We start from the raw sequence: 16,760 nt of genomic DNA on the forward strand, positions 1-16,760 counted from the left end.
CGCTGCCTTCGGCCAGCAAATGACCCACCACCGAGTTCACATCCAAAAACTCACCCTGGCGATCAAACTCACCCTGCATACCCACCAGGATCCCAGCCCAACAGCCACAACCCGCCCACCACACGCCGAAAACCAACGCCGATTATTCAGCAGTCTCCTAGCGCCTCGTTCCTCAGGGACCAGAAAGGCTCCCTGAGCAGTCGGGCCTCAAGAAGCAGGCGGGTTCCGCGGATCGCTCTTCCCGCGGGGAAACCGCGACTCGTAGGACTCCTCGTCCTCGAGGGTCACCTCGGGCTGCAACGGGTCCTGTTCGGGCCGCGGTGCGTCCGGCGGGAGCGCCGACGCCGACCGCCGCGCGGCAGCCAGCAGTCCGAGTCCGGCCACGCAGACGACCGCTGCAGCGAGGCCGATCCAGGCGACCCCACCGCGTCCGCCTGCGGCCGCGCCGAGCGCGATGACGATCAGCACGACGCCGGCTGCCAGCACGACATACCCGGCCAGGCCGGCAGCTGTGAAGCGGTGCGCGACGGTTGCCGTGCGACGATGCCCCAGACCGCTGCCGTGAGTGTCGCGCGGGACCTGTCCCGGCCCGTCCGTCCCGGCGGTCACCGGAATCCCTGCTCACCGGTCAGATGGTCGATCGCGGCGGTGGCGCCGGCATTGTCGGCGACACCGGAGGCGCCGGACTCGCGGGCACAGTGCGCGCAGCAATACACGGTTCCGCTGCTCTCCACCCCGTGGCCGATCACCCGGCACCCGCAGTGCGCGCATCGAGGCGCCAACGCTTCGATCGCGCATTCGAAGCTGTCGAACACCCCTTCGCTCTGTTCGGCGCCGTTGTTCACTGTGATCGTCATCGAGCGTTGATAGTCGTTTCCGCACACGTCGCAGATAGCCATCAGATGCTCCCATCGATTGGAACCGACAGTTCGCACTACGAGTTCCCGATTGTCCGATTGCCAAACCCGTTCGATCCCAGGCGTAGAAGCGAGGACTGCCGGGTACGCTGCTGCGCGATGGAGACCTCACGCACGCCTCGACGTCCGGGCGGCCTTCGCATCGTGACCGAGCCGGGACTGCCGGCAACGATCGTCGAGCACGCGGATCGACGTATCCGGCGGGTCCTCGACGAGAACGAAGTCGGTTTCCGCGGATTCACCGTCACCGAGGAAGCGGCGTTGCACGCATCGCCGCAGGGTGACCTGGAAGCGGGGTGGGCCGGGCGCGCCGAGGACGAGACGGATGCGGTGATCTTCGTGACCGAGCTGCCGCGTGCACAGGGCCGGGACGTGCTCACCGTCGAGCTCGACCATGACCGCCGCGCGGCCGTGATCTGCGCGCCGGCACTCGGTCTCTTCCCCGGGCACGCCCTGGTGCGGTGTGTCGAGCAGGTGTTGCGCAGGTTGTCCGGCGGGCACGGGGACGATTCGGGCCCGGCGGGTGGACGTTGGCGCAGTGCCGGCGACGGCACCACCGAGTACCTGGTAGCCGCCGGCCCGCTCAGCCGGCTCCGGCTCGTCGTCGGCATGATCCGGGGTAACCGGCCGTGGCGGATGATCCCGACCCTCACCGGCATGACCGCGGCCGCGGCCGCCACCGCGTCGTTCGGTGTCTTCTATTCGTCGATCTGGTCGATGGCGAACGCGCTCAGCCCCTGGCGCCTCGGACTCATCACCCTGCTGTCGGTTGCCCTCGCGTCGATCTGGCTGATCGTCAACAACCGTTTGTGGGAAGGCCCAGGTGCGATGCCGCGCTGGCGTCGGCGGCTGTACAACACCGCCACCCTCGGCACGGTCGGCTTCAGCGCGGTCGTCCTGTACGTCGGTCTGTTCGTCGCGACGCTGGTCGCTGCCGTCGTCGTCATCGAATCGCAGTACATGGCAGAACAACTCGGGCACCCGGTTGGGTTCCGGGATTACGCGTACCTGGCGTGGCTGGCGACCTCGATGGGTATGGTCGCCGGTGGTCTGGGCTCGAGCGCCGACAGCTACGACGATGTGCTGCGCGCCACCTACGGCTACCGCGAACGGATGCGCCGACGTCGGATCGACGAGGCCGAACGCCGCGAAGAGGACGACGCCCGGGACGGCTGACCGCGCATTTGGCGCCGACCTCGCCGCGTGTGCTGTTTCGCTTGGTCCGCGGCGGGGTAACAATAGGACGACACCGAGACCACCGTGTGAGGAGTGACAGTGGGCGACTCTCGAGGGATCACCGACGAACATGAGGTGATCGACGCTGTTGCGGAGGCCGCAGGCGCTCCCGTGAAACTGTCGGTGATCGCCCATGCGGACCGGCTGCCCATCGTGCGGTCGGTGGTGGAGCGGACCCTCCTCATCGACGACTGGACCATCGACGACGTGGCCGACGTCAAACTGGGTGTCGACGAGATCTGTTCGCAGATGATCGCCGCCTCCGAACCAGACCGCTGCGTCGACGTCTCCCTGGCCGTCGGACCACACGGGATGACGGCGCAGATCGAGGGCTGGCTCGACAACGGCTTCGAGCTCGACACCTCCGGATTCGGATGGCGAGTGGTGGAAACGGTCACCGATGCGCAGTCCGTCGCGTACGTACCTGGCGGATCGAATCGGCAGGTCGTCGTCCGTTTTGTCAAGCGCCGCGCCACACACTGATTCTCGAATAACGCGGAACACCACGTCGACTAATTATCGCCCAGTTCTACAGCTTTCACCCGGTGGCGCTGCTACGTGCCGGAATTGTATGTAGCGCAACGCCACCGGGCGTCGATTGAAACTGCTACGAGGCCAGCCGGTGACCGGCGAGTGCGGAGCCGGCCTCGTCCACGGACGTGTGCAGGGACACCATCTCATCGAGCTGGCACGCCTCGATAGGCCGTGCGACGCTTCGGCGGCACACGACCGCAACCGGCATGTGCTGAGCTGCGGCGTCGGAAGCAAAGCGGGCCAGGATGGACAAACCCGACGCGCCGACGAAGCCGACGCCGGACAGGTCGAGTACGACGCATTCTGGACCTTGCGTCAGCACGCGATCGAGGGCAGCGGCGAAATCGGGTGCGGTCTGCATATCGATCTCGCCGGAAAACCGTTGCACGCAAAATGACTTGGTGGCGGTCAACGAGTTGTCGCTGACCTTGGAACGTCCGGTGGTTTCGTCGTGTGACGGCTGGAACGTGGTCTGGGTCGTCAGGTTCATCGAGCACGCCCGTTCGGTAGGGATCGGGTGCGAACGGCCCACGCGGTACGTGGTCGCTCGCGCGCAGCTTTTCACTGAACCGCTGTACCCACCGTACGATGCGGACGCTGGGTCTTCAAGCGATGTTTGCGATGGGCATCGACCGGGAAACCGATATCGTCGCCATATGGCCGCGCATGAGTCGAGATCGGAGGGTCGTTTGCCGTCGACACCATCGGCCGATTCCGGGCCCGTCGCGACCAGCGAGCACGAGTCAACCGATGCGGCCGAGGTGCCTGCACCCGAGGAGACCGACAAGCCGGCGACGCGACGCGGCTCCGGCAGCGACGACTATGCCGACGTACCCGCCCGGCTGCGTGAGATGCGGCAAGAATCCGATGACCATCGGCGGTCGGATATCCGCGCCGAGGTGGTCGAACGCTGCCTGCCGCTCGCCGAGCATGTCGCGCGGCGCTTCAGTGACCGCGGTGAGGCGTTCGACGACCTGCTGCAGGTTGCACGCGTCGGCGTGGTGAACGCCGTCGACCGGTTCGACGCCGAGCGAGGCAACAACTTCCTGTCATTCGCGGTGCCGACTGTCATGGGTGAGGTTCGCCGACATTTCCGCGACAGCATGTGGTCGATGCGTGTCCCGCGCCGGGCCAAGGAATCATCTCTGCGGATCGGGCGTGCCAGCGACGAGTTGGTGCAACAGTTGGGACGGTCGCCGCGGCCGTCGGAGCTCGCCCGCCACCTTGACATGCCCGTCGATGAAGTGATCGACGGGTTGATGGCGAGGTCGGCGTACACCGCGATGTCCATCGACGCCGAGCCCGACGGAGACGACGACAACCGATCCATCCGCGACACCCTGGGCGAGGACGACACCCGGTTTGCGCAGGTCGAGGAGTACGTCACGCTGCGGCCTGCGCTGGAGCGGCTACCGGAACGTGAGCGAGAGATCTTGTCGTTGAGGTTCTTTCAGGCGATGTCGCAGAGCGAGATCGCCGCCGAGATCGGGATCTCACAGATGCACGTCTCACGGTTGCTGTCGCGGACGCTGAACCGGTTGCGGGATGAGATGGCTGCGAAACCGGATGCGGGTGATGGGGTTTCCGGGGAGTGATCTCTCGGGGGATCTCGATACGCTCGCTCGCCTAGCGGCTCGCGGGCTACTCGATCAGCGGTATGGCGCGGCTCGCGGGCTACTCGATCAGCGGATGGGGCGGCTCGCGGGCTACTCGATCAGCGGATGGGGCGGCTCGCGGGCTACTCGATCAGCGGGGTGGGTGGCTCGTGGGCTACTCGATCAACGGGCCGCGACCGGACCGGCGAGATCAGGGTTTCAGAACCATCTTGACGGCGCCGTCGACCTTCCGTTGGAAGATGTCGTAGGCGTGCGGGGCGTCGTCGAGCGGCAACTCGTGTGACGCGAAGGAGTCGACGCCCAGCGGGTCGTCGTCGCCGAGCAACGGCATGATGGACGGTATCCACTTCTTGACGTTGGCCTGCCCCATACGGATCTGGATCTGCTTGTCGAACAACGTCATCAATGGCAGCGGGTCGGCGGTACCGCCGTAGACGCCGATCACCGACAGGGTCCCGCCGCGGCGGACCACGTCGATGGCCGTGTACAGCGCGGACAGCCGGTCGAGCCCGGCCTGCTTCATCATCGTCTCGGCAACCGTGTCCGGCAATGCGCCGACGATCCGCTGCATCATCTTGTTCACCGGTGAGCCGTGCGCTTCCATCCCGACCGCGTCGATCACCGCATCGGTGCCACGGCCCTGGGTGCGGTCCCGGATCACCTCGGCGACATCGTCCACCGCGCCGAGATCGATGGTGGGAATGCCGCGGGACTCCAAGCGGGCCAGGCGTTCCGGGACGCGGTCCACCCCGATCACCTGGGCGCCGCGGTGATGCGCGATGCGGGCGGCCATGTCGCCGATTGGGCCGAGTCCGAGCACGGTCACCGTTCCGCCCGGCGGGATGTCGGCGTACTCGACGGCCTGCCACGCCGTGGGCAGCACGTCGGACAGGTAGACGTAGCGTGAGTCCGGCGCCTCGCCCGGGACCTTGATGTGGGTGAACTGGGCCTGCGGCACCCGCAGGTACTCGGCTTGTCCGCCGGGAACCGAGCCGTACAACTTCGAGTAGCCGAAGAGAGCGGCGCCCATGCCCTGGTCGCGGACCTGGGTCGTCTCGCATTGGGTGTACAGGTCTTGGCCACACATGTAGCAGGCGCCACACGAGATCTGGAACGGGATCACCACCCGGTCGCCGACCCGGAGATCGCCGGCGTCGGGGCCGACCTCCTCGACGATCCCCATCGGTTCGTGACCGAGGATGTCTCCCGGTTCCATGAAAGCCCCGAGCACCTCGTAGAGGTGTAGATCCGAACCGCAGATGTTCGTCGAGGTCACCTTGATGATCGCATCGGACGGTTCCTCGATCTTGGGGTCCGCGACCTCCTCGACGCTCACACTTCGCTTGCCCTGCCACGTGACTGCACGCATCGGTCCTCCTAGTCCCCGGGCCGCAACTCCACGTGCCCGCGTCATGCTCGGTTACCCGTATCCGCGATACGTACACGCGGACAACACAACTTCTTTCCGACGTTTCCCTCCGCCGGCGGGCCGAGGTTTGGCCGCCCGAACGTCGGGTACACCCCGCCGACAACGAAGGACGAGTTCCCAACCCGGCAACAGGTCGTTTCATGGAAGTGCCGTACGACACCTCTGTAGAGATCACCGTCTCCGCGGCCGCGGAGCGGGTGAGCACGGTCAGACACGTCGTCCGAGACGTGCTGTCCGACATCGGCGTCGAGTCGGACTGCACCACCGACCTCATACTCGCCGTCGACGCCATGTGCGGTCTCGTCGTCGCCTGCTCGGCGGAATCGCAGCCACTGCGCTGCGCGGTCACAGTGCATCGCGACGCCACGAGCGCGTGCGTGACCGGGCGACTCGTCGACGGGCTGCCCCTGCCTGTCGACGGCTACGCCTGGCGATTGCTCGACGGCACCGTCGAGGATGTCGCGGTGGACGCCCGCGACGACGGCTGGGTCATGATCACATGTCGCAAGCCCCATGCCCCATCGTCGTGACTCCTCGGTATCGTGAATCAACTCTCGAGACCGGGGAGGTTTGGCAATGGCGCAGGGTGGTTCGGAGCAGCGCAGATCGATGCATGCTGGATGGGGACCGTCGCAGGCACCTCGGATGGACGGCCGCGTGGTGGTGGTCACCGGCGCGAACTCGGGGATAGGCTTCGAGACCGTCCGACATCTCGCCGGACTCGGTGCTCATGTGGTGATGGCGTGCCGCAACGTCGACACCGCTTCCGCGGCCCGCTCCGACGTGCTCAACTCGTTCCCCGACGGTCAGGTCTCGGTGGTGCAAACCGACCTCAGCGACCTCAGTTCGATTCGCAAAGCCGCCGACGAGATCATCGCCACCCATCCAGTCGTGGACGTCCTGATCAACAATGCCGGGGTGATGGCCGGTCATCGGGAACTGACCGTGGACGGATTCGAGATGGACTTCGGTACCAACTTCCTCGGACACTTCGCCCTGACCGGACGGTTGCTTCCACGCCTGCTCGCCGCCGAGAGCGGCCGTGTGGTCACCGTGGGCAGCAATGCACACCGCGGAGGAAAGGTGGACTTCGACGACCTCGACATGTCGCGCTCGTTCAGTACGTCGAACGCATACCGCCGGGCCAAGTTCTCGCAGTTGGTGTTCGCCGTACAGCTGCAGCGCCGACTCACCATGGCCGGCCACTCGACGCCGATCTCGGTGGCAGCGCATCCCGGCGCGACACACAGCGGGGTCATGCGCGACTCGGGTAAGGTGCTCAGCTGGTTGTTCACCACACCGTCGTTGCACTGGATTCGCCGGACCTTCATCATGGAGGGCCCGCAGGGCGCCCTCCCGTCGGTGCGGGCGGCCACCGATCCGACCGCGATCGGCGGTCAGTACTACGGACCCTCGGGCCCTCTGGAACTCAGCGGTCCGCCGGTGCTCGTCCGGCCGAGCCCACGCGTCCAGGACCCCGGTCTCGGGAAGCGTCTGTGGGAGGTCGGCGAGGACCTGACCGGCGTTCGGTATTCGTTCTGATCAGACGCTCACCGCTGCGAGCATTCCGAGTTTCTGGTGGCTCTCGGTGCCGGGGGTGGCGGTGTAGACGAGCAGTATCTGAGTGCTGTCGGGGTCGAGCAGGGTCTGGCAGAAGACCTCGATGAGGCCGAGCTCGGGGTGCAGCAGCCGCTTCTTCTGGTCGGTGAGCCGCACGCTGACGTCATGGTTCTTCCACAGCTCGGCGAAGTGGGGACTGAGCGGCAGTAGGGCATCGGCGACCTCGGCGGCCCGCGAGGAAGGCCCCTCGCGGGTCGCTGCTGCGCGCAACCTGCCGGCGTGTGCGCGGGCGTGGTGGTCGTGGTCGTCGGCGGGAAAGCGTTGTCGTGTAGCCGATTCGGTGAACCACCGGTAGGCGATACTGCGGCGCAAGCCGGTGAAGTGGGTCTCGTCCCCGACCAGCGCGACCGCCGGTGCGGTCTGCAGCAACGTGTCGCCCGCGCTGTTGACGACCATCGCGGGTGTGTCGGAAAGCCGGTCGATGATCCGCATCATCCCGGGGCCGACGTGATCGCCGACGCCCGTACGTCCTGGGGCGTGCTGCCCGCCGAGGCGGAAAAGGTGGTCGCGCTCGTCGAGCGACAGATGCAGTCCGCGGGCCAGTGCCGCCAGCATCTGCTCGGATGGGTGCGGTCCACGCCGTTGTTCGAGACGCGTGTAGTAGTCGGTCGACATGCCCACCAGCATCGCCACCTCCTCACGACGCAATCCGCCGGTGCGACGTCGCGCGCCCGGGGGAAGCCCGACGTCCGCCGGTTGCAGCGCTTCCCGCCGGTTGCGAAGGAACTCCGCGAGTCCGGCCCGATCGATCGCCATCGTCCGACTCCTGCCCTCGTCCATGCCGCCGCCGGATGCGGCCGCATCCGGTCCACTGTCTCCCATCGGTGCCGGCGTATCCAGGGATCGTCGATCCCCCGATCACCACGTCCTTGTCGTCGCCGCCGGCCGACGTTGAACTGGGTGGTGGCACAGACCAACCCACATCGTCAGGAGATCCCATGCGAATCAGCGGCAACACCATCTTCATCCCGGGCGCGACCTCGGGAATCGGATTGGAGCTTGCATTGCGCTTGTTCGACGCCGGCAATCGGATCATCATCGGTGGTCGGCGAACCGACATGCTCGCCCGGATCGCACGTGACCATCCGGGAATCGAGACCATCCGTATCGACGTCGCCGATGCCGACGACGTCGATCGCGCGGTCACGGAAGTGCGGCAACGGTTCCCGGAGACCAACGTGTTGATCACGATGGCCGGTCTGATGCGCTCCGAAGACCTCAGCGACCCGGCGTTCATCCAGACTGCGGTCACCGAGGTGCAGACCAACATCCTCGGACCACTGCGTCTGATCGCCGGTTTCGTCGAACACCTCGTCGCGCTACCCGATGCGACCATTGTGACGGTCTCGTCGGGTCTCGCGTTCACGCCGATGGCCGGCACACCCACCTACAGCGCCACGAAGTCGGCGATCCACTCGTTCACCGACAGCCTGCGGATACAGCTGGCCGATACCTCCGTCGGCGTGCTGGAGTTGGTTCCCCCTGCGGTGCAGACCGACCTGATGCCCGGGCAGGCGGAAGCAGAGTGGGCGATGCCGCTGAACGACTTCGTCGACGAGGTGATGACTCTTCTGCCGACCGCGACACGCGAGATCCTCGTGGAGAATGTGAAGCCGCTGCGCTTCGCGGAGGCAGCCGGCAATCGAGACGACCTGATGGCAGGCCTCGCGCACCTGACGGGGTAGGTGCCGGCTCGCCGAATGTGGTGGGCTCACCGATGACCGACCGCGTTCACGATTCCGCGAGCGCGTCAGCGGCCCGGACGAATGCCAAGTGCGACAGTGCCTGCGGGGTGTTACCGGCCTGTCGTCGCTCGTCGACGTTGTACTCCTCGGAGAACAACCCGACGTCGTTGGCGGTGGCGACCGCGGTCGCCATCAGCGCTTCGGCGTCGTCGCGACGTCCGCTTCGCGCGTACTGGGTCACCAGCCAAAACGTGCACGCCAGGAACGGATGCTCGTCACCGGCCAGGCCGTCGACACCGGTCGAGGTGCGATAGCGCAGCACGAGGCCGCCGCGCACCAGGGTCTGCTCGATCCTGTCCACGGTGGCGAGCATCCGCGGATCGTCGGCGGCGCAGAATCCCACCTGTGGCAGCAGGAGAAGTGAGGCATCCACTTCGTCGGAGCCGGCGTACTGGACGAAGCAACCGGACTGCGGGTCAACGCATTCCGAGTCGATCTCGGCCCGGATGCGGTCCCGCAGTTCACCCCAGTGCTCCGGTGAGCCGTCGAGTCCGTGTCGTTGCACCGCACGCACGCCCCGGTCGAACGCCGCCCACTTCATCGCTCGCGACTGGGTGAACATCCGTGGCTCACCACGCATCTCCCAGATACCGTTGTCGAGTCGCTCCAGGTTGGCCTCTACCTGTTCGAGCAGCGCCTTTTGTAGTGACCACGACAGCGGTGTTTCGGCGAGGCCGGCTTCGCGCGCATCGTCGAGGCCGACCATCACCTCCCCGATCACGTCACCCTGGTATTGATCGACCGCGCCGTTGCCCACGCGAACCGGTGCCGAGTTCTCGTACCCCGGCAGCTGCGGCACCTCGCGTTCGATCAGATCACGCTCCCCGGCAATGCCATACATGATCTGGATGTCTTCGGTGTCGCCGGCGATGGCTCGCATCAACCACATTCGCCAGTGTTCGGCGACGTTCAGGAAGCCGTGCGTGACCAGAGCCTCCAGCGTCAGGGAGGCGTCGCGCAGCCAGACGTAGCGATAGTCCCAGTTGCGGGCGCCCCCGAACTGCTCGGGTAGCGACGTGGTGGCCGCGGCGACGATCCCGCCGGTGTCCAGATTGCTCAACGCGCGCAACGTGATCAGCGAACGGATGACGAGTTCGTGGTGCGGCCCGGTGTGATCGATGCGGCCGGCCCAGGTCCGCCACCATTCGTGCGTGTGAGCGAGAACATCGTCGACGACCGGCGGTGGCGGTTCTGCTCGGTGTGAGTGATACCAGGACAGCGTGAGGTCCACGGTGACATCGGGTTCGACGGTGAAGAAGCCACGGTGGGCGTTGCCGTCGGCATGTAGTGCGACACCGCGCACGACACACGCGTCCGGCCCGGCGATGGCCCGCAACGCGGGCCCGGTGTCGTCGCCCACCTGCATCACCCACGGGATCGACTTCGCATAGTCGAATCGCATACGCAGGTCGGTCTCGAAATCCACGTGACCGGACACCCCCACCACGCGGCGGACCAGGTCGACCGAGCCTGCGTCGATCGGCATGAACTCGTGAACCTCGGCCGTGCCGGTCGACGTCTCCCACCGGGTGACCAAAATGAGGGTGTCCTCGTCGTAGCGGCGGGTCACCTGGGCATCCGGGTCGCGGGGCGCCAGTCGCCAGCGCCCGTGGTCTGCCGTGCCGAGCAAAGCGGCGAAGATCGACGACGAGTCGTATCGCGGCACGCACAACCAGTCGATGGCACCGTCGCGGGAGATCAGCGCCGCCGTTCGGCAGTCGCCGATCATGGCGTAGTCCTCGATGAGAGCACCCATGCCCTCGATTGTGCCTATCGCCGGTCGGTCATGGCGAAGGATCCGAGAGCACGTCAGTGAGGTGGCCGTCCAGGTTACCGTCGGATATGGCAACCACCACGACCCTGTTCATCTGCGGCGCGATGGGCGACCTGACCTCACGCCTGCTGTTGCCCGCTCTCGCGCAGCTGCTCGATCTCGAACCCGACCGTGATGTCCACCTGGTGGGGGTCGGACGACGCGACGTCACCGACGACGAGTGGCGCGACCGCGTGCGGAAGTCCTTCGGCGACGACGCGTGTTCAGCGGCGCGTGACGTCGCCGAACACGCGAGGTTCATCCGCGCCGACATCAGCACACCCGAAGGTGTGCGGAGCGTCCTGGAGCAGGCGCACGGGCGGTCGGTGCTGTACTTCGCCGTGCCGCCGTCGGTCGCACAGGAGGCGTGTGAGGCCATGTCCGGGATCGATCTGCCCGACGATCTGATGTTGGCCCTCGAGAAACCCTTCGGCACAGACGAAGACAGCGCACGCGAGTTCAACGAGAAGCTCACACGCCTCGTCCCGGAGAACCAGGTGTTCCGGGTGGATCACTTTCTCGGTCAGTCGATCCTGCTCGACATGCTGGGTGTTCGGTTCGCCAACCGGGTGTTCGAGCCGGTGTGGTCGGCCGAGCACATCGAGTCGGTGGTGATCCGCTACGACGAAACCCTCGGCCTCGAAGGTCGAGCCGGATACTACGACAAGGCCGGCGCGCTGATCGACATGATGCAGAGCCATCTGCTCGAACTGCTCGCCGCGGTCGCGATGGACCCACCTGCGTCGTTGGACGAACGCGACCTACGTGATGCCACCGGCGCGGCCCTGCGCGCGACCCGACTGTGGGACGGCGATCCCGTCCGTTCCTCGCGCCGGGCGAGATACACCGCGGGTGAGGCCGGCGGGAAAGAGCTGCCGTCGTATGTCGACGAGGACGGCGTCGACCCGTCGAACAACACAGAAACGTTGGCCGAGGCAACCTTCGAGGTCACGACCGCACGCTGGGCCGGAGTCCGCTTCATCCTGCGGTCCGGCAAGGCGATCCAGCCGGCGATCCAGGAGATCGCCCTGCACTTCCGCCCGGTTCGGCATCTTCCGCCGCAGTTCCGCGGCCACACGGCGCCGAACGTTCTGCGGTTCACCTTCGGTCCGGACGCGATGTCGTTGCGCCTCAACGTGCATGACGGTACCAATCCGTTCGACCTCGCCGGGACCGACCTCTCCGCCGACCTCGGCGAGGGCTCGCTGCGGGCCTACGCCGAGGTGCTGTCGGGCATCCTGGACGGCGACGCGACCCTCGCCGTCCGCGGTGATGCGGCCGAACAATGTTGGCGGATCGTCGCACCGATCATCGACGCGTGGAACGCCGACGAGGTCCCGCTCGACGAGTACCCGGCGGGCTCGGATGGTCCGGAGAGTTGGCATCGGGTGTAGCTGAGTGACGATGAACGATGCCGTCGACGATCGGGGCCGCGGGTCAGGTCGTTGAGGTCGTATCGGTCAGGAATCGAGAAGCCCAATCCCCGCCCCGGCGCCTAGCGTCACATACATGACATCAATCAACACCATCACCCTCGAAGTTCCTGACACAACACAGGCGAAGACCTTCTACGACAAGGTGTTCGGACTCGGCGACCGGTTGCGGTTCCGGGCAGCCGACGGCCCGTCAGACGGGTTCCGCGGCTATGTCCTCTCGCTCGTCGTGCCCGACCCGGCCGTCGTCGACTCCCTGTTCGGTCCCGCGCTCGATGCGGGTGCCACCGAGATCAAACCCGCGAAGAAGTCGTTCTGGGGCTACGGCGGCGTGCTCCGGGCACCCGACGGCGCGATCTGGAAAGTGGCGTCGTCGAGCAAGAAGGACACCGGTGCGCCTGCGCGCCAGGTCGACGACATCGTCGTGCTGATCGGTGCCGCCGACGTCGCGGCGAGCAAGAGCTTCTACGTCGACCACGGACTCGACGTCGCCAAGAGCTTCGGCCGCAAATACGTCGAGTTCGCCGCCGACCCGGGGTCGATCAAACTCGCGCTCTATGGACGCAAGGCCGCCGCCAAGGACGCCGGCGTCGACCCGGCGGGCAGCGGATCGCATCGCGTCGAGATCAACAGCGACGCGGGTGCTTTCGTCGATCCGGACGGCTTCGTGTGGCAGTCCGAAACAGTTGGCACTCGAAGCATGTGAGTGCTAGCGCACGCCGCCGAGCAGTGCTATCTTCGTTCTCGTACAGCGATATGCCACCTGTCACAACCGGTGGTGGGTGGCCTGCGATTCAGGAGGTGAGTAGCTGTGCTTCGTTTTGATCCGTTCAGCGACGTTGATGCGCTTGCTCGTGGATTGATGACCGGCTCGATGGCCGGCACCCAGCGCACACCGCGGTTCATGCCGCTCGATCTGTACAAGGTGGATGACCACTACGTTCTGGTCGCCGACCTGCCCGGCGCGGACCCGGGAACCATCGACGTGGACGTCGACAACGGGGTGCTGACCCTGTCCGCGCAGCGCAGCGCGCCGTCGGACGAAGGCGTGCAGTGGCTGACGAGTGAACGGTTCTCCGGCGCCTACCGCCGCCAGCTGACTCTCGGCGACGGCATCGACTCCACCCGGATCACCGCCAACTACGACAACGGCGTGCTGACCGTGACAATCCCGATGGCAGAGAAGGCCAAACCCCGCAAGATCGCGATCGAGAGCACCGGCCAGTCGCACGCGATCTCCGCTGGGTCGAGCTGACTCACATCGCCTTTCGCCCCGCGGTCATGGGATCCCACGACCGCGGGGCATCCGCGTCCGGAACGGGTGATGCCTGCGCCCGCGGCTGATTCGCGCGATTCGCCACGAGATCCTCTCCCTGCCACTAACGTCCGGTCCACGGGGGGCCATCCGGCAGGAGCGCTCATGTACAGAAGAATCTTCGTCCGATTCGCCGTCGCCCTCGTGGCCTTGTTCACGATGGCCGTCATCGCCCCGGCAACGGCAAGTTCCGCACCACGACCCGAACCGAAGCCCGTCGTCGGTCTTGCCGAAGGGGTGGGGTACTCGATCCAGGTGTCCGGTCGCGAGATCAGCTACACGGTGACCGGCGTGCCGCGGACCCTGGGCGGAATACTTCCGGGCGCCTGCACCACCGCAGTCGTGGACGTGGTCCGGGCTGCGCCGATCGTCGGCCCAGACATCATCGCGATCGTCCTCGGGCAGTCCATCGATGTCCTCGGCCTGTTGCAGGCCCTCGACGACGCCGACGCCATCGCCGCGACGGACCCGCTGGGGGTGGCAAACCGGGACGGAACCGTCACCGGAACCTTCGAGAACCTCCCCGATGGCCTCTACGCCGTCATGAGCGTCTGCAATCTCAACCCCGACCTATACGGCCTGACCGGCGCATTCGTCCTCGGTGACGGTCTGAACTATGGGTCGTCGGCGTAGGCTGTCGACGAGGAGGTCACATGGCGTTGCAGGAGACCTATCGGCGGTGGATCGACGACGTCTGGAATGGGCCGTCGGACGCTGATCTCCTGGCCGAGAAGGCGCGCCGAATCGTGACCGCCAACTTCCAGGGGCATTGGCCCGGACACGACGTGCACGGCCCGGCCGAACTCGCCGCGGCGATCGCCGAGACCAAGGAGATGTTCGATTCCATCGAATTCTCCATCGAGGTCGGACCTTTCGTCGACGGAGATCACGTGGCGGGCCGGTGGGTCGGCGTCGGAACCCGCGACGGACGGACCACCCGCTTCGTCGGCAACGACATCCTGCGGGCGACCGGTGACCGGTTCGCCGAGTACTGGGTCGCGACAGTCCAGTTGTAGGTCGAGTCCGCCGCGGTGCTGTCGGCTCGACGTAGACTCGCGCTCGTGGACCCATCATGACCGCACCGGGTGCCGACCCGGGCTCGACCGGGGTCGCCGCGTCCTCGGCCGCCGGACGATGGCTGATCGCCGCCGCCGTCCTCGGTTCGGGAGTCGCATTCCTCGACAGCACCGTGGTCAATGTTGCGCTCCCGGCGATCGCCCGCGACCTCGACACCGGCCTCACCGGGCAGCAGTGGGTGCTCGACGGTTACCTGCTGACACTCAGTGCCCTGCTGCTGGCCGGAGGTGCCGCCGGCGACCGCTACGGGCGACGACGTCTGTTCGTCGCCGGTCTGTGGGTGTTCGCGGTCGCGACCACAGCCTGCGCGCTGGCGCCGACCGAGTCGGCGCTCATCGGTGCTCGCGTTCTGCAGGGCATCGGAGCGGCGGCGGTGGTGCCCGGCTCGTTGGCGTTGATCGATGCGGAGATTGCCGAGGAGGACCGCGGCCGGGCCATCGGTTTGTGGGCCGGAATGTCTGGTGCGACAACCGCCCTGGGGCCGTTCGTCGGTGGCTGGCTGGTCGACGCGGCGTCCTGGCGGTGGGTGTTCTTCGTCAGTGTCCCGCTCGCGCTCGGTGCGATCTGGATCGCGCTGCGTCACGTGCCGGAATCACGAGATCGGACCGCGACCCATCGGCTTGACGTCGCCGGCGCGATCGCGGTCACCGTGGGGCTGTCGGGCGTGATCTTCGCTCTCATCGAAGGACCCGCCCGCGGATGGGGAGCCGGGATCGTGACGTCGATGATCGTCGGACTCATCGCCCTCGTCGCGTTCGTGGTGATCGAACGGCGGGCTGCGGCACCCCTGTTGCCGCTGAGTCTGTTCCGGTCGTGGCAGTTCACCGGGGCCAACCTCACCACGCTGATGGTGTACGCCGCCCTCGGTGGTGCGCTGTTCCTGTTGGCGCTGCAGCTGCAACAGAGTCTCGGGTACTCGGCCACCGAAGCCGGACTCGCCACCTTGCCGAGTACCACCATCATGCTGTTTGGGTCGCCGCTGTCCGGTCGGCTCGCGCAGATCACCGGACCGCGCCTGCCCATGACGGTCGGTCCGTTGATCGCCGCAACCGGGTTGGCGTTGATGGCCCGGATCGTGCCGGGCGCAGGATATGTCGATGCCGTGCTGCCGGCCGTCGTCCTGTTCGGTCTCGGTATGACCATCACGGTCGCGCCGTTGACGGCGGCGGCGTTGGGCGCGGTCGAACCCGGACGTGCCGGGACCGCGTCGGGCGTCAACAACGCCGTGGCGCGGGTGGCCGGCCTGCTGGCGGTGGCGGTGCTGCCGGTGGTCGCGGGCCTCGATGCGGGCCCGGGACAGCCGCTCGGATCGGGCTTCCCGACGGCAATGCTGATCGCAGCCGGTTGCTGTGCGTTCGGCGGTGTCGTTGCGGCGGTGAGCATCCGCTCCGGGATCGGCTTCACCCCGCACGTCCAGCCGGCGGTCAATCATGGGTGTCAGCAGCCGGAACCGGCCGAACGTCGCAGCGCGGGGCATTGAAGGGCGCCATGGCGCGGGTACGCCGAGTCATCTCCGCTCGCCGACCCGACGAACTCACCTTGTCCGCGCGATATCTGCCGCGAGCCGGGCGATGTTGCGCAGCGAGTTGTCCAGGTGGTCGAGACCGAAGGGTGGGAACTGGATGTACTCGCGGATGTGTGGCGGCACGTCGGTCCAGTCGTAGGTGAGCGTGACCTCGGTGGTCGACGGATCGACGGCGGTCAGGTCGTAGCGCCAGAACCACCCGCCGAAATCCAGTTCGCCGTTGTCGTCCGGCTGGCCGGGCAGCCACGCAATGGCCTTCGGCGGGTCGATGACTGTCACCTGGTTGGAGATCCGGTAGTCACCGTCCGGGTGATTCGAGTGATACATGTTCACCCGGAAGACCTGGCCGACCTCGGTCAACGGTGCCGAGTCGACGGCGTCGCGCACCCATCCCGTGCCGTCGACCGCACCGTGGGTGGACGGGTCGGCGAGCACGGCGAACACGTCCGTGATCGGGACATCGATGGTCAGGGTGACGGTCACGTTCTCTCGGGTCATGA

The 16,760-nt window shown here is 66.7% G+C and carries 19 protein-coding genes; 12 read left to right on the plus strand and 7 right to left on the minus strand.

The features are described from left to right. Nucleotides 1-207: 207 nt before the first annotated feature. Both VZC37_RS21395 and VZC37_RS21400 read right to left on the minus strand, forming a co-directional pair. Nucleotides 208-609 carry a hypothetical protein gene (locus tag VZC37_RS21395; RefSeq protein WP_330435572.1) on the minus strand — a complete coding sequence of 134 codons (402 nt, stop codon included), beginning with the start codon at nt 607-609 and terminating at the stop codon, nt 208-210. Further along, nucleotides 606-857, minus strand: a complete 252-nt coding sequence (locus VZC37_RS21400) for a hypothetical protein (protein ID WP_330435574.1) — start codon at nt 855-857, stop codon at nt 606-608. Before VZC37_RS21400 ends, VZC37_RS21395 begins: the two co-directional genes overlap by 4 nt. A 159-nt stretch (nt 858-1,016) precedes the next feature. On the opposite strand from VZC37_RS21400, the gene VZC37_RS21405 reads away from it, so the two are divergent. Together VZC37_RS21405 and VZC37_RS21410 are read left to right on the plus strand one after the other, a co-directional pair. Continuing rightward, on the plus strand, nt 1,017-2,093 hold the full coding sequence (locus tag VZC37_RS21405) for a hypothetical protein (RefSeq protein ID WP_330435576.1): 1,077 nt from the start codon (nt 1,017-1,019) through the stop codon (nt 2,091-2,093). A 99-nt stretch (nt 2,094-2,192) separates the two neighbouring features. Then, nucleotides 2,193-2,636, plus strand: coding sequence for an ATP-binding protein (locus VZC37_RS21410; protein ID WP_330435578.1), 444 nt, complete (start codon nt 2,193-2,195; stop codon nt 2,634-2,636). Between the two features lie 124 nt (nt 2,637-2,760). Here the strand turns inward: VZC37_RS21410 and VZC37_RS21415 are convergent, their stop codons facing one another. Further along, nucleotides 2,761-3,177 (minus strand): STAS domain-containing protein, encoded by a 417-nt coding sequence (locus tag VZC37_RS21415; RefSeq protein ID WP_330435580.1) that lies wholly within the window; start codon nt 3,175-3,177, stop codon nt 2,761-2,763. A gap of 361 nt (nt 3,178-3,538) precedes the next feature. Between VZC37_RS21415 and VZC37_RS21420 the strand changes: the two genes are divergently transcribed. Continuing rightward, nucleotides 3,539-4,282, plus strand: a complete 744-nt coding sequence (locus VZC37_RS21420) for a SigB/SigF/SigG family RNA polymerase sigma factor (RefSeq protein WP_330436000.1) — start codon at nt 3,539-3,541, stop codon at nt 4,280-4,282. A gap of 211 nt (nt 4,283-4,493) precedes the next feature. On the opposite strand, the gene VZC37_RS21425 is transcribed toward VZC37_RS21420, so the two are convergent. Continuing rightward, nucleotides 4,494-5,672, minus strand: coding sequence for a zinc-dependent alcohol dehydrogenase (locus VZC37_RS21425; RefSeq protein ID WP_330435582.1), 1,179 nt, complete (start codon nt 5,670-5,672; stop codon nt 4,494-4,496). A gap of 200 nt (nt 5,673-5,872) precedes the next feature. Between VZC37_RS21425 and VZC37_RS21430 the strand changes: the two genes are divergently transcribed. Further along, nucleotides 5,873-6,262, plus strand: a complete 390-nt coding sequence (locus VZC37_RS21430) for an ATP-binding protein (protein ID WP_330435584.1) — start codon at nt 5,873-5,875, stop codon at nt 6,260-6,262. Nucleotides 6,263-6,341: 79 nt separating this feature from the next. Further along, nucleotides 6,342-7,274: an oxidoreductase gene (locus tag VZC37_RS21435; RefSeq protein WP_330436001.1), complete on the plus strand. Its 933-nt coding sequence runs from the start codon at nt 6,342-6,344 to the stop codon at nt 7,272-7,274. On the opposite strand, the gene VZC37_RS21440 is transcribed toward VZC37_RS21435, so the two are convergent. Next, entirely contained in the window at nt 7,275-8,108 is an 834-nt protein-coding gene (locus VZC37_RS21440; RefSeq protein WP_330436002.1) for a helix-turn-helix transcriptional regulator, read from the minus strand. It abuts the gene before it with no gap. A 182-nt stretch (nt 8,109-8,290) separates the two neighbouring features. Here VZC37_RS21440 and VZC37_RS21445 point away from each other — a divergent pair, with 182 nt between their 5' ends. Beyond that, nucleotides 8,291-9,037, plus strand: a complete 747-nt coding sequence (locus VZC37_RS21445) for an SDR family oxidoreductase (RefSeq protein WP_330435586.1) — start codon at nt 8,291-8,293, stop codon at nt 9,035-9,037. 46 nt (nt 9,038-9,083) lie between these two features. Here VZC37_RS21445 and VZC37_RS21450 read toward each other — a convergent pair whose 3' ends face one another. Next, complete coding sequence (locus tag VZC37_RS21450) at nt 9,084-10,853, minus strand: glycoside hydrolase family 15 protein (protein ID WP_330435587.1); 1,770 nt, start codon at nt 10,851-10,853, stop codon at nt 9,084-9,086. 86 nt (nt 10,854-10,939) lie between these two features. On the opposite strand from VZC37_RS21450, the gene VZC37_RS21455 reads away from it, so the two are divergent. The 6 genes from VZC37_RS21455 (at nt 10,940) to VZC37_RS21480 (ending at nt 16,215) form a co-directional block, all read left to right on the plus strand. Next, the gene (locus VZC37_RS21455) at nt 10,940-12,304 is read left to right on the plus strand and encodes a glucose-6-phosphate dehydrogenase (protein ID WP_330435590.1); all 1,365 of its coding nucleotides are present in this window, start codon (nt 10,940-10,942) and stop codon (nt 12,302-12,304) included. A 115-nt stretch (nt 12,305-12,419) separates the two neighbouring features. After that, nucleotides 12,420-13,049, plus strand: a complete 630-nt coding sequence (locus tag VZC37_RS21460) for a glyoxalase (RefSeq protein ID WP_330435592.1) — start codon at nt 12,420-12,422, stop codon at nt 13,047-13,049. 105 nt (nt 13,050-13,154) lie between these two features. Next, the gene (locus VZC37_RS21465) at nt 13,155-13,598 is read left to right on the plus strand and encodes an Hsp20/alpha crystallin family protein (RefSeq protein WP_330435595.1); all 444 of its coding nucleotides are present in this window, start codon (nt 13,155-13,157) and stop codon (nt 13,596-13,598) included. Nucleotides 13,599-13,763: 165 nt separating this feature from the next. After that, complete coding sequence (locus tag VZC37_RS21470) at nt 13,764-14,291, plus strand: hypothetical protein (RefSeq protein WP_330435597.1); 528 nt, start codon at nt 13,764-13,766, stop codon at nt 14,289-14,291. A gap of 20 nt (nt 14,292-14,311) precedes the next feature. After that, nucleotides 14,312-14,674 (plus strand): nuclear transport factor 2 family protein, encoded by a 363-nt coding sequence (locus VZC37_RS21475; RefSeq protein WP_330435599.1) that lies wholly within the window; start codon nt 14,312-14,314, stop codon nt 14,672-14,674. Between the two features lie 56 nt (nt 14,675-14,730). Then, nucleotides 14,731-16,215, plus strand: a complete 1,485-nt coding sequence (locus tag VZC37_RS21480) for a DHA2 family efflux MFS transporter permease subunit (protein WP_330435601.1) — start codon at nt 14,731-14,733, stop codon at nt 16,213-16,215. Between the two features lie 54 nt (nt 16,216-16,269). Here VZC37_RS21480 and VZC37_RS21485 read toward each other — a convergent pair whose 3' ends face one another. Beyond that, nucleotides 16,270-16,758, minus strand: a complete 489-nt coding sequence (locus tag VZC37_RS21485) for an SRPBCC family protein (RefSeq protein WP_330435602.1) — start codon at nt 16,756-16,758, stop codon at nt 16,270-16,272. Nucleotides 16,759-16,760: the final 2 nt, after the last annotated feature.

Source organism: Gordonia sesuvii (assembly GCF_036350415.1).
Classification (GTDB): Bacteria; Actinomycetota; Actinomycetes; order Mycobacteriales; family Mycobacteriaceae; genus Gordonia; species Gordonia sesuvii.

What these genes read in the sequence shown, in the direction of transcription:
- VZC37_RS21400 (WP_330435574.1), bottom strand. Translation starts at nt 857, where the DNA reads ATGACGATCACAGTGAACAACGGCGCCGAACAGAGCGAAGGGGTGTTC.
- VZC37_RS21405 (WP_330435576.1), top strand. Translation starts at nt 1,017, where the DNA reads ATGGAGACCTCACGCACGCCTCGACGTCCGGGCGGCCTTCGCATCGTG.
- VZC37_RS21415 (WP_330435580.1), bottom strand. Translation starts at nt 3,177, where the DNA reads ATGAACCTGACGACCCAGACCACGTTCCAGCCGTCACACGACGAAACC.
- VZC37_RS21420 (WP_330436000.1), top strand. Translation starts at nt 3,539, where the DNA reads ATGCGGCAAGAATCCGATGACCATCGGCGGTCGGATATCCGCGCCGAG.
- VZC37_RS21425 (WP_330435582.1), bottom strand. Translation starts at nt 5,672, where the DNA reads ATGCGTGCAGTCACGTGGCAGGGCAAGCGAAGTGTGAGCGTCGAGGAG.
- VZC37_RS21430 (WP_330435584.1), top strand. Translation starts at nt 5,873, where the DNA reads ATGGAAGTGCCGTACGACACCTCTGTAGAGATCACCGTCTCCGCGGCC.
- VZC37_RS21435 (WP_330436001.1), top strand. Translation starts at nt 6,342, where the DNA reads ATGCATGCTGGATGGGGACCGTCGCAGGCACCTCGGATGGACGGCCGC.
- VZC37_RS21440 (WP_330436002.1), bottom strand. Translation starts at nt 8,108, where the DNA reads ATGGCGATCGATCGGGCCGGACTCGCGGAGTTCCTTCGCAACCGGCGG.
- VZC37_RS21445 (WP_330435586.1), top strand. Translation starts at nt 8,291, where the DNA reads ATGCGAATCAGCGGCAACACCATCTTCATCCCGGGCGCGACCTCGGGA.
- VZC37_RS21450 (WP_330435587.1), bottom strand. Translation starts at nt 10,853, where the DNA reads ATGGGTGCTCTCATCGAGGACTACGCCATGATCGGCGACTGCCGAACG.
- VZC37_RS21455 (WP_330435590.1), top strand. Translation starts at nt 10,940, where the DNA reads ATGGCAACCACCACGACCCTGTTCATCTGCGGCGCGATGGGCGACCTG.
- VZC37_RS21460 (WP_330435592.1), top strand. Translation starts at nt 12,420, where the DNA reads ATGACATCAATCAACACCATCACCCTCGAAGTTCCTGACACAACACAG.
- VZC37_RS21470 (WP_330435597.1), top strand. Translation starts at nt 13,764, where the DNA reads ATGTACAGAAGAATCTTCGTCCGATTCGCCGTCGCCCTCGTGGCCTTG.
- VZC37_RS21475 (WP_330435599.1), top strand. Translation starts at nt 14,312, where the DNA reads ATGGCGTTGCAGGAGACCTATCGGCGGTGGATCGACGACGTCTGGAAT.
- VZC37_RS21480 (WP_330435601.1), top strand. Translation starts at nt 14,731, where the DNA reads ATGACCGCACCGGGTGCCGACCCGGGCTCGACCGGGGTCGCCGCGTCC.
- VZC37_RS21485 (WP_330435602.1), bottom strand. Translation starts at nt 16,758, where the DNA reads ATGACCCGAGAGAACGTGACCGTCACCCTGACCATCGATGTCCCGATC.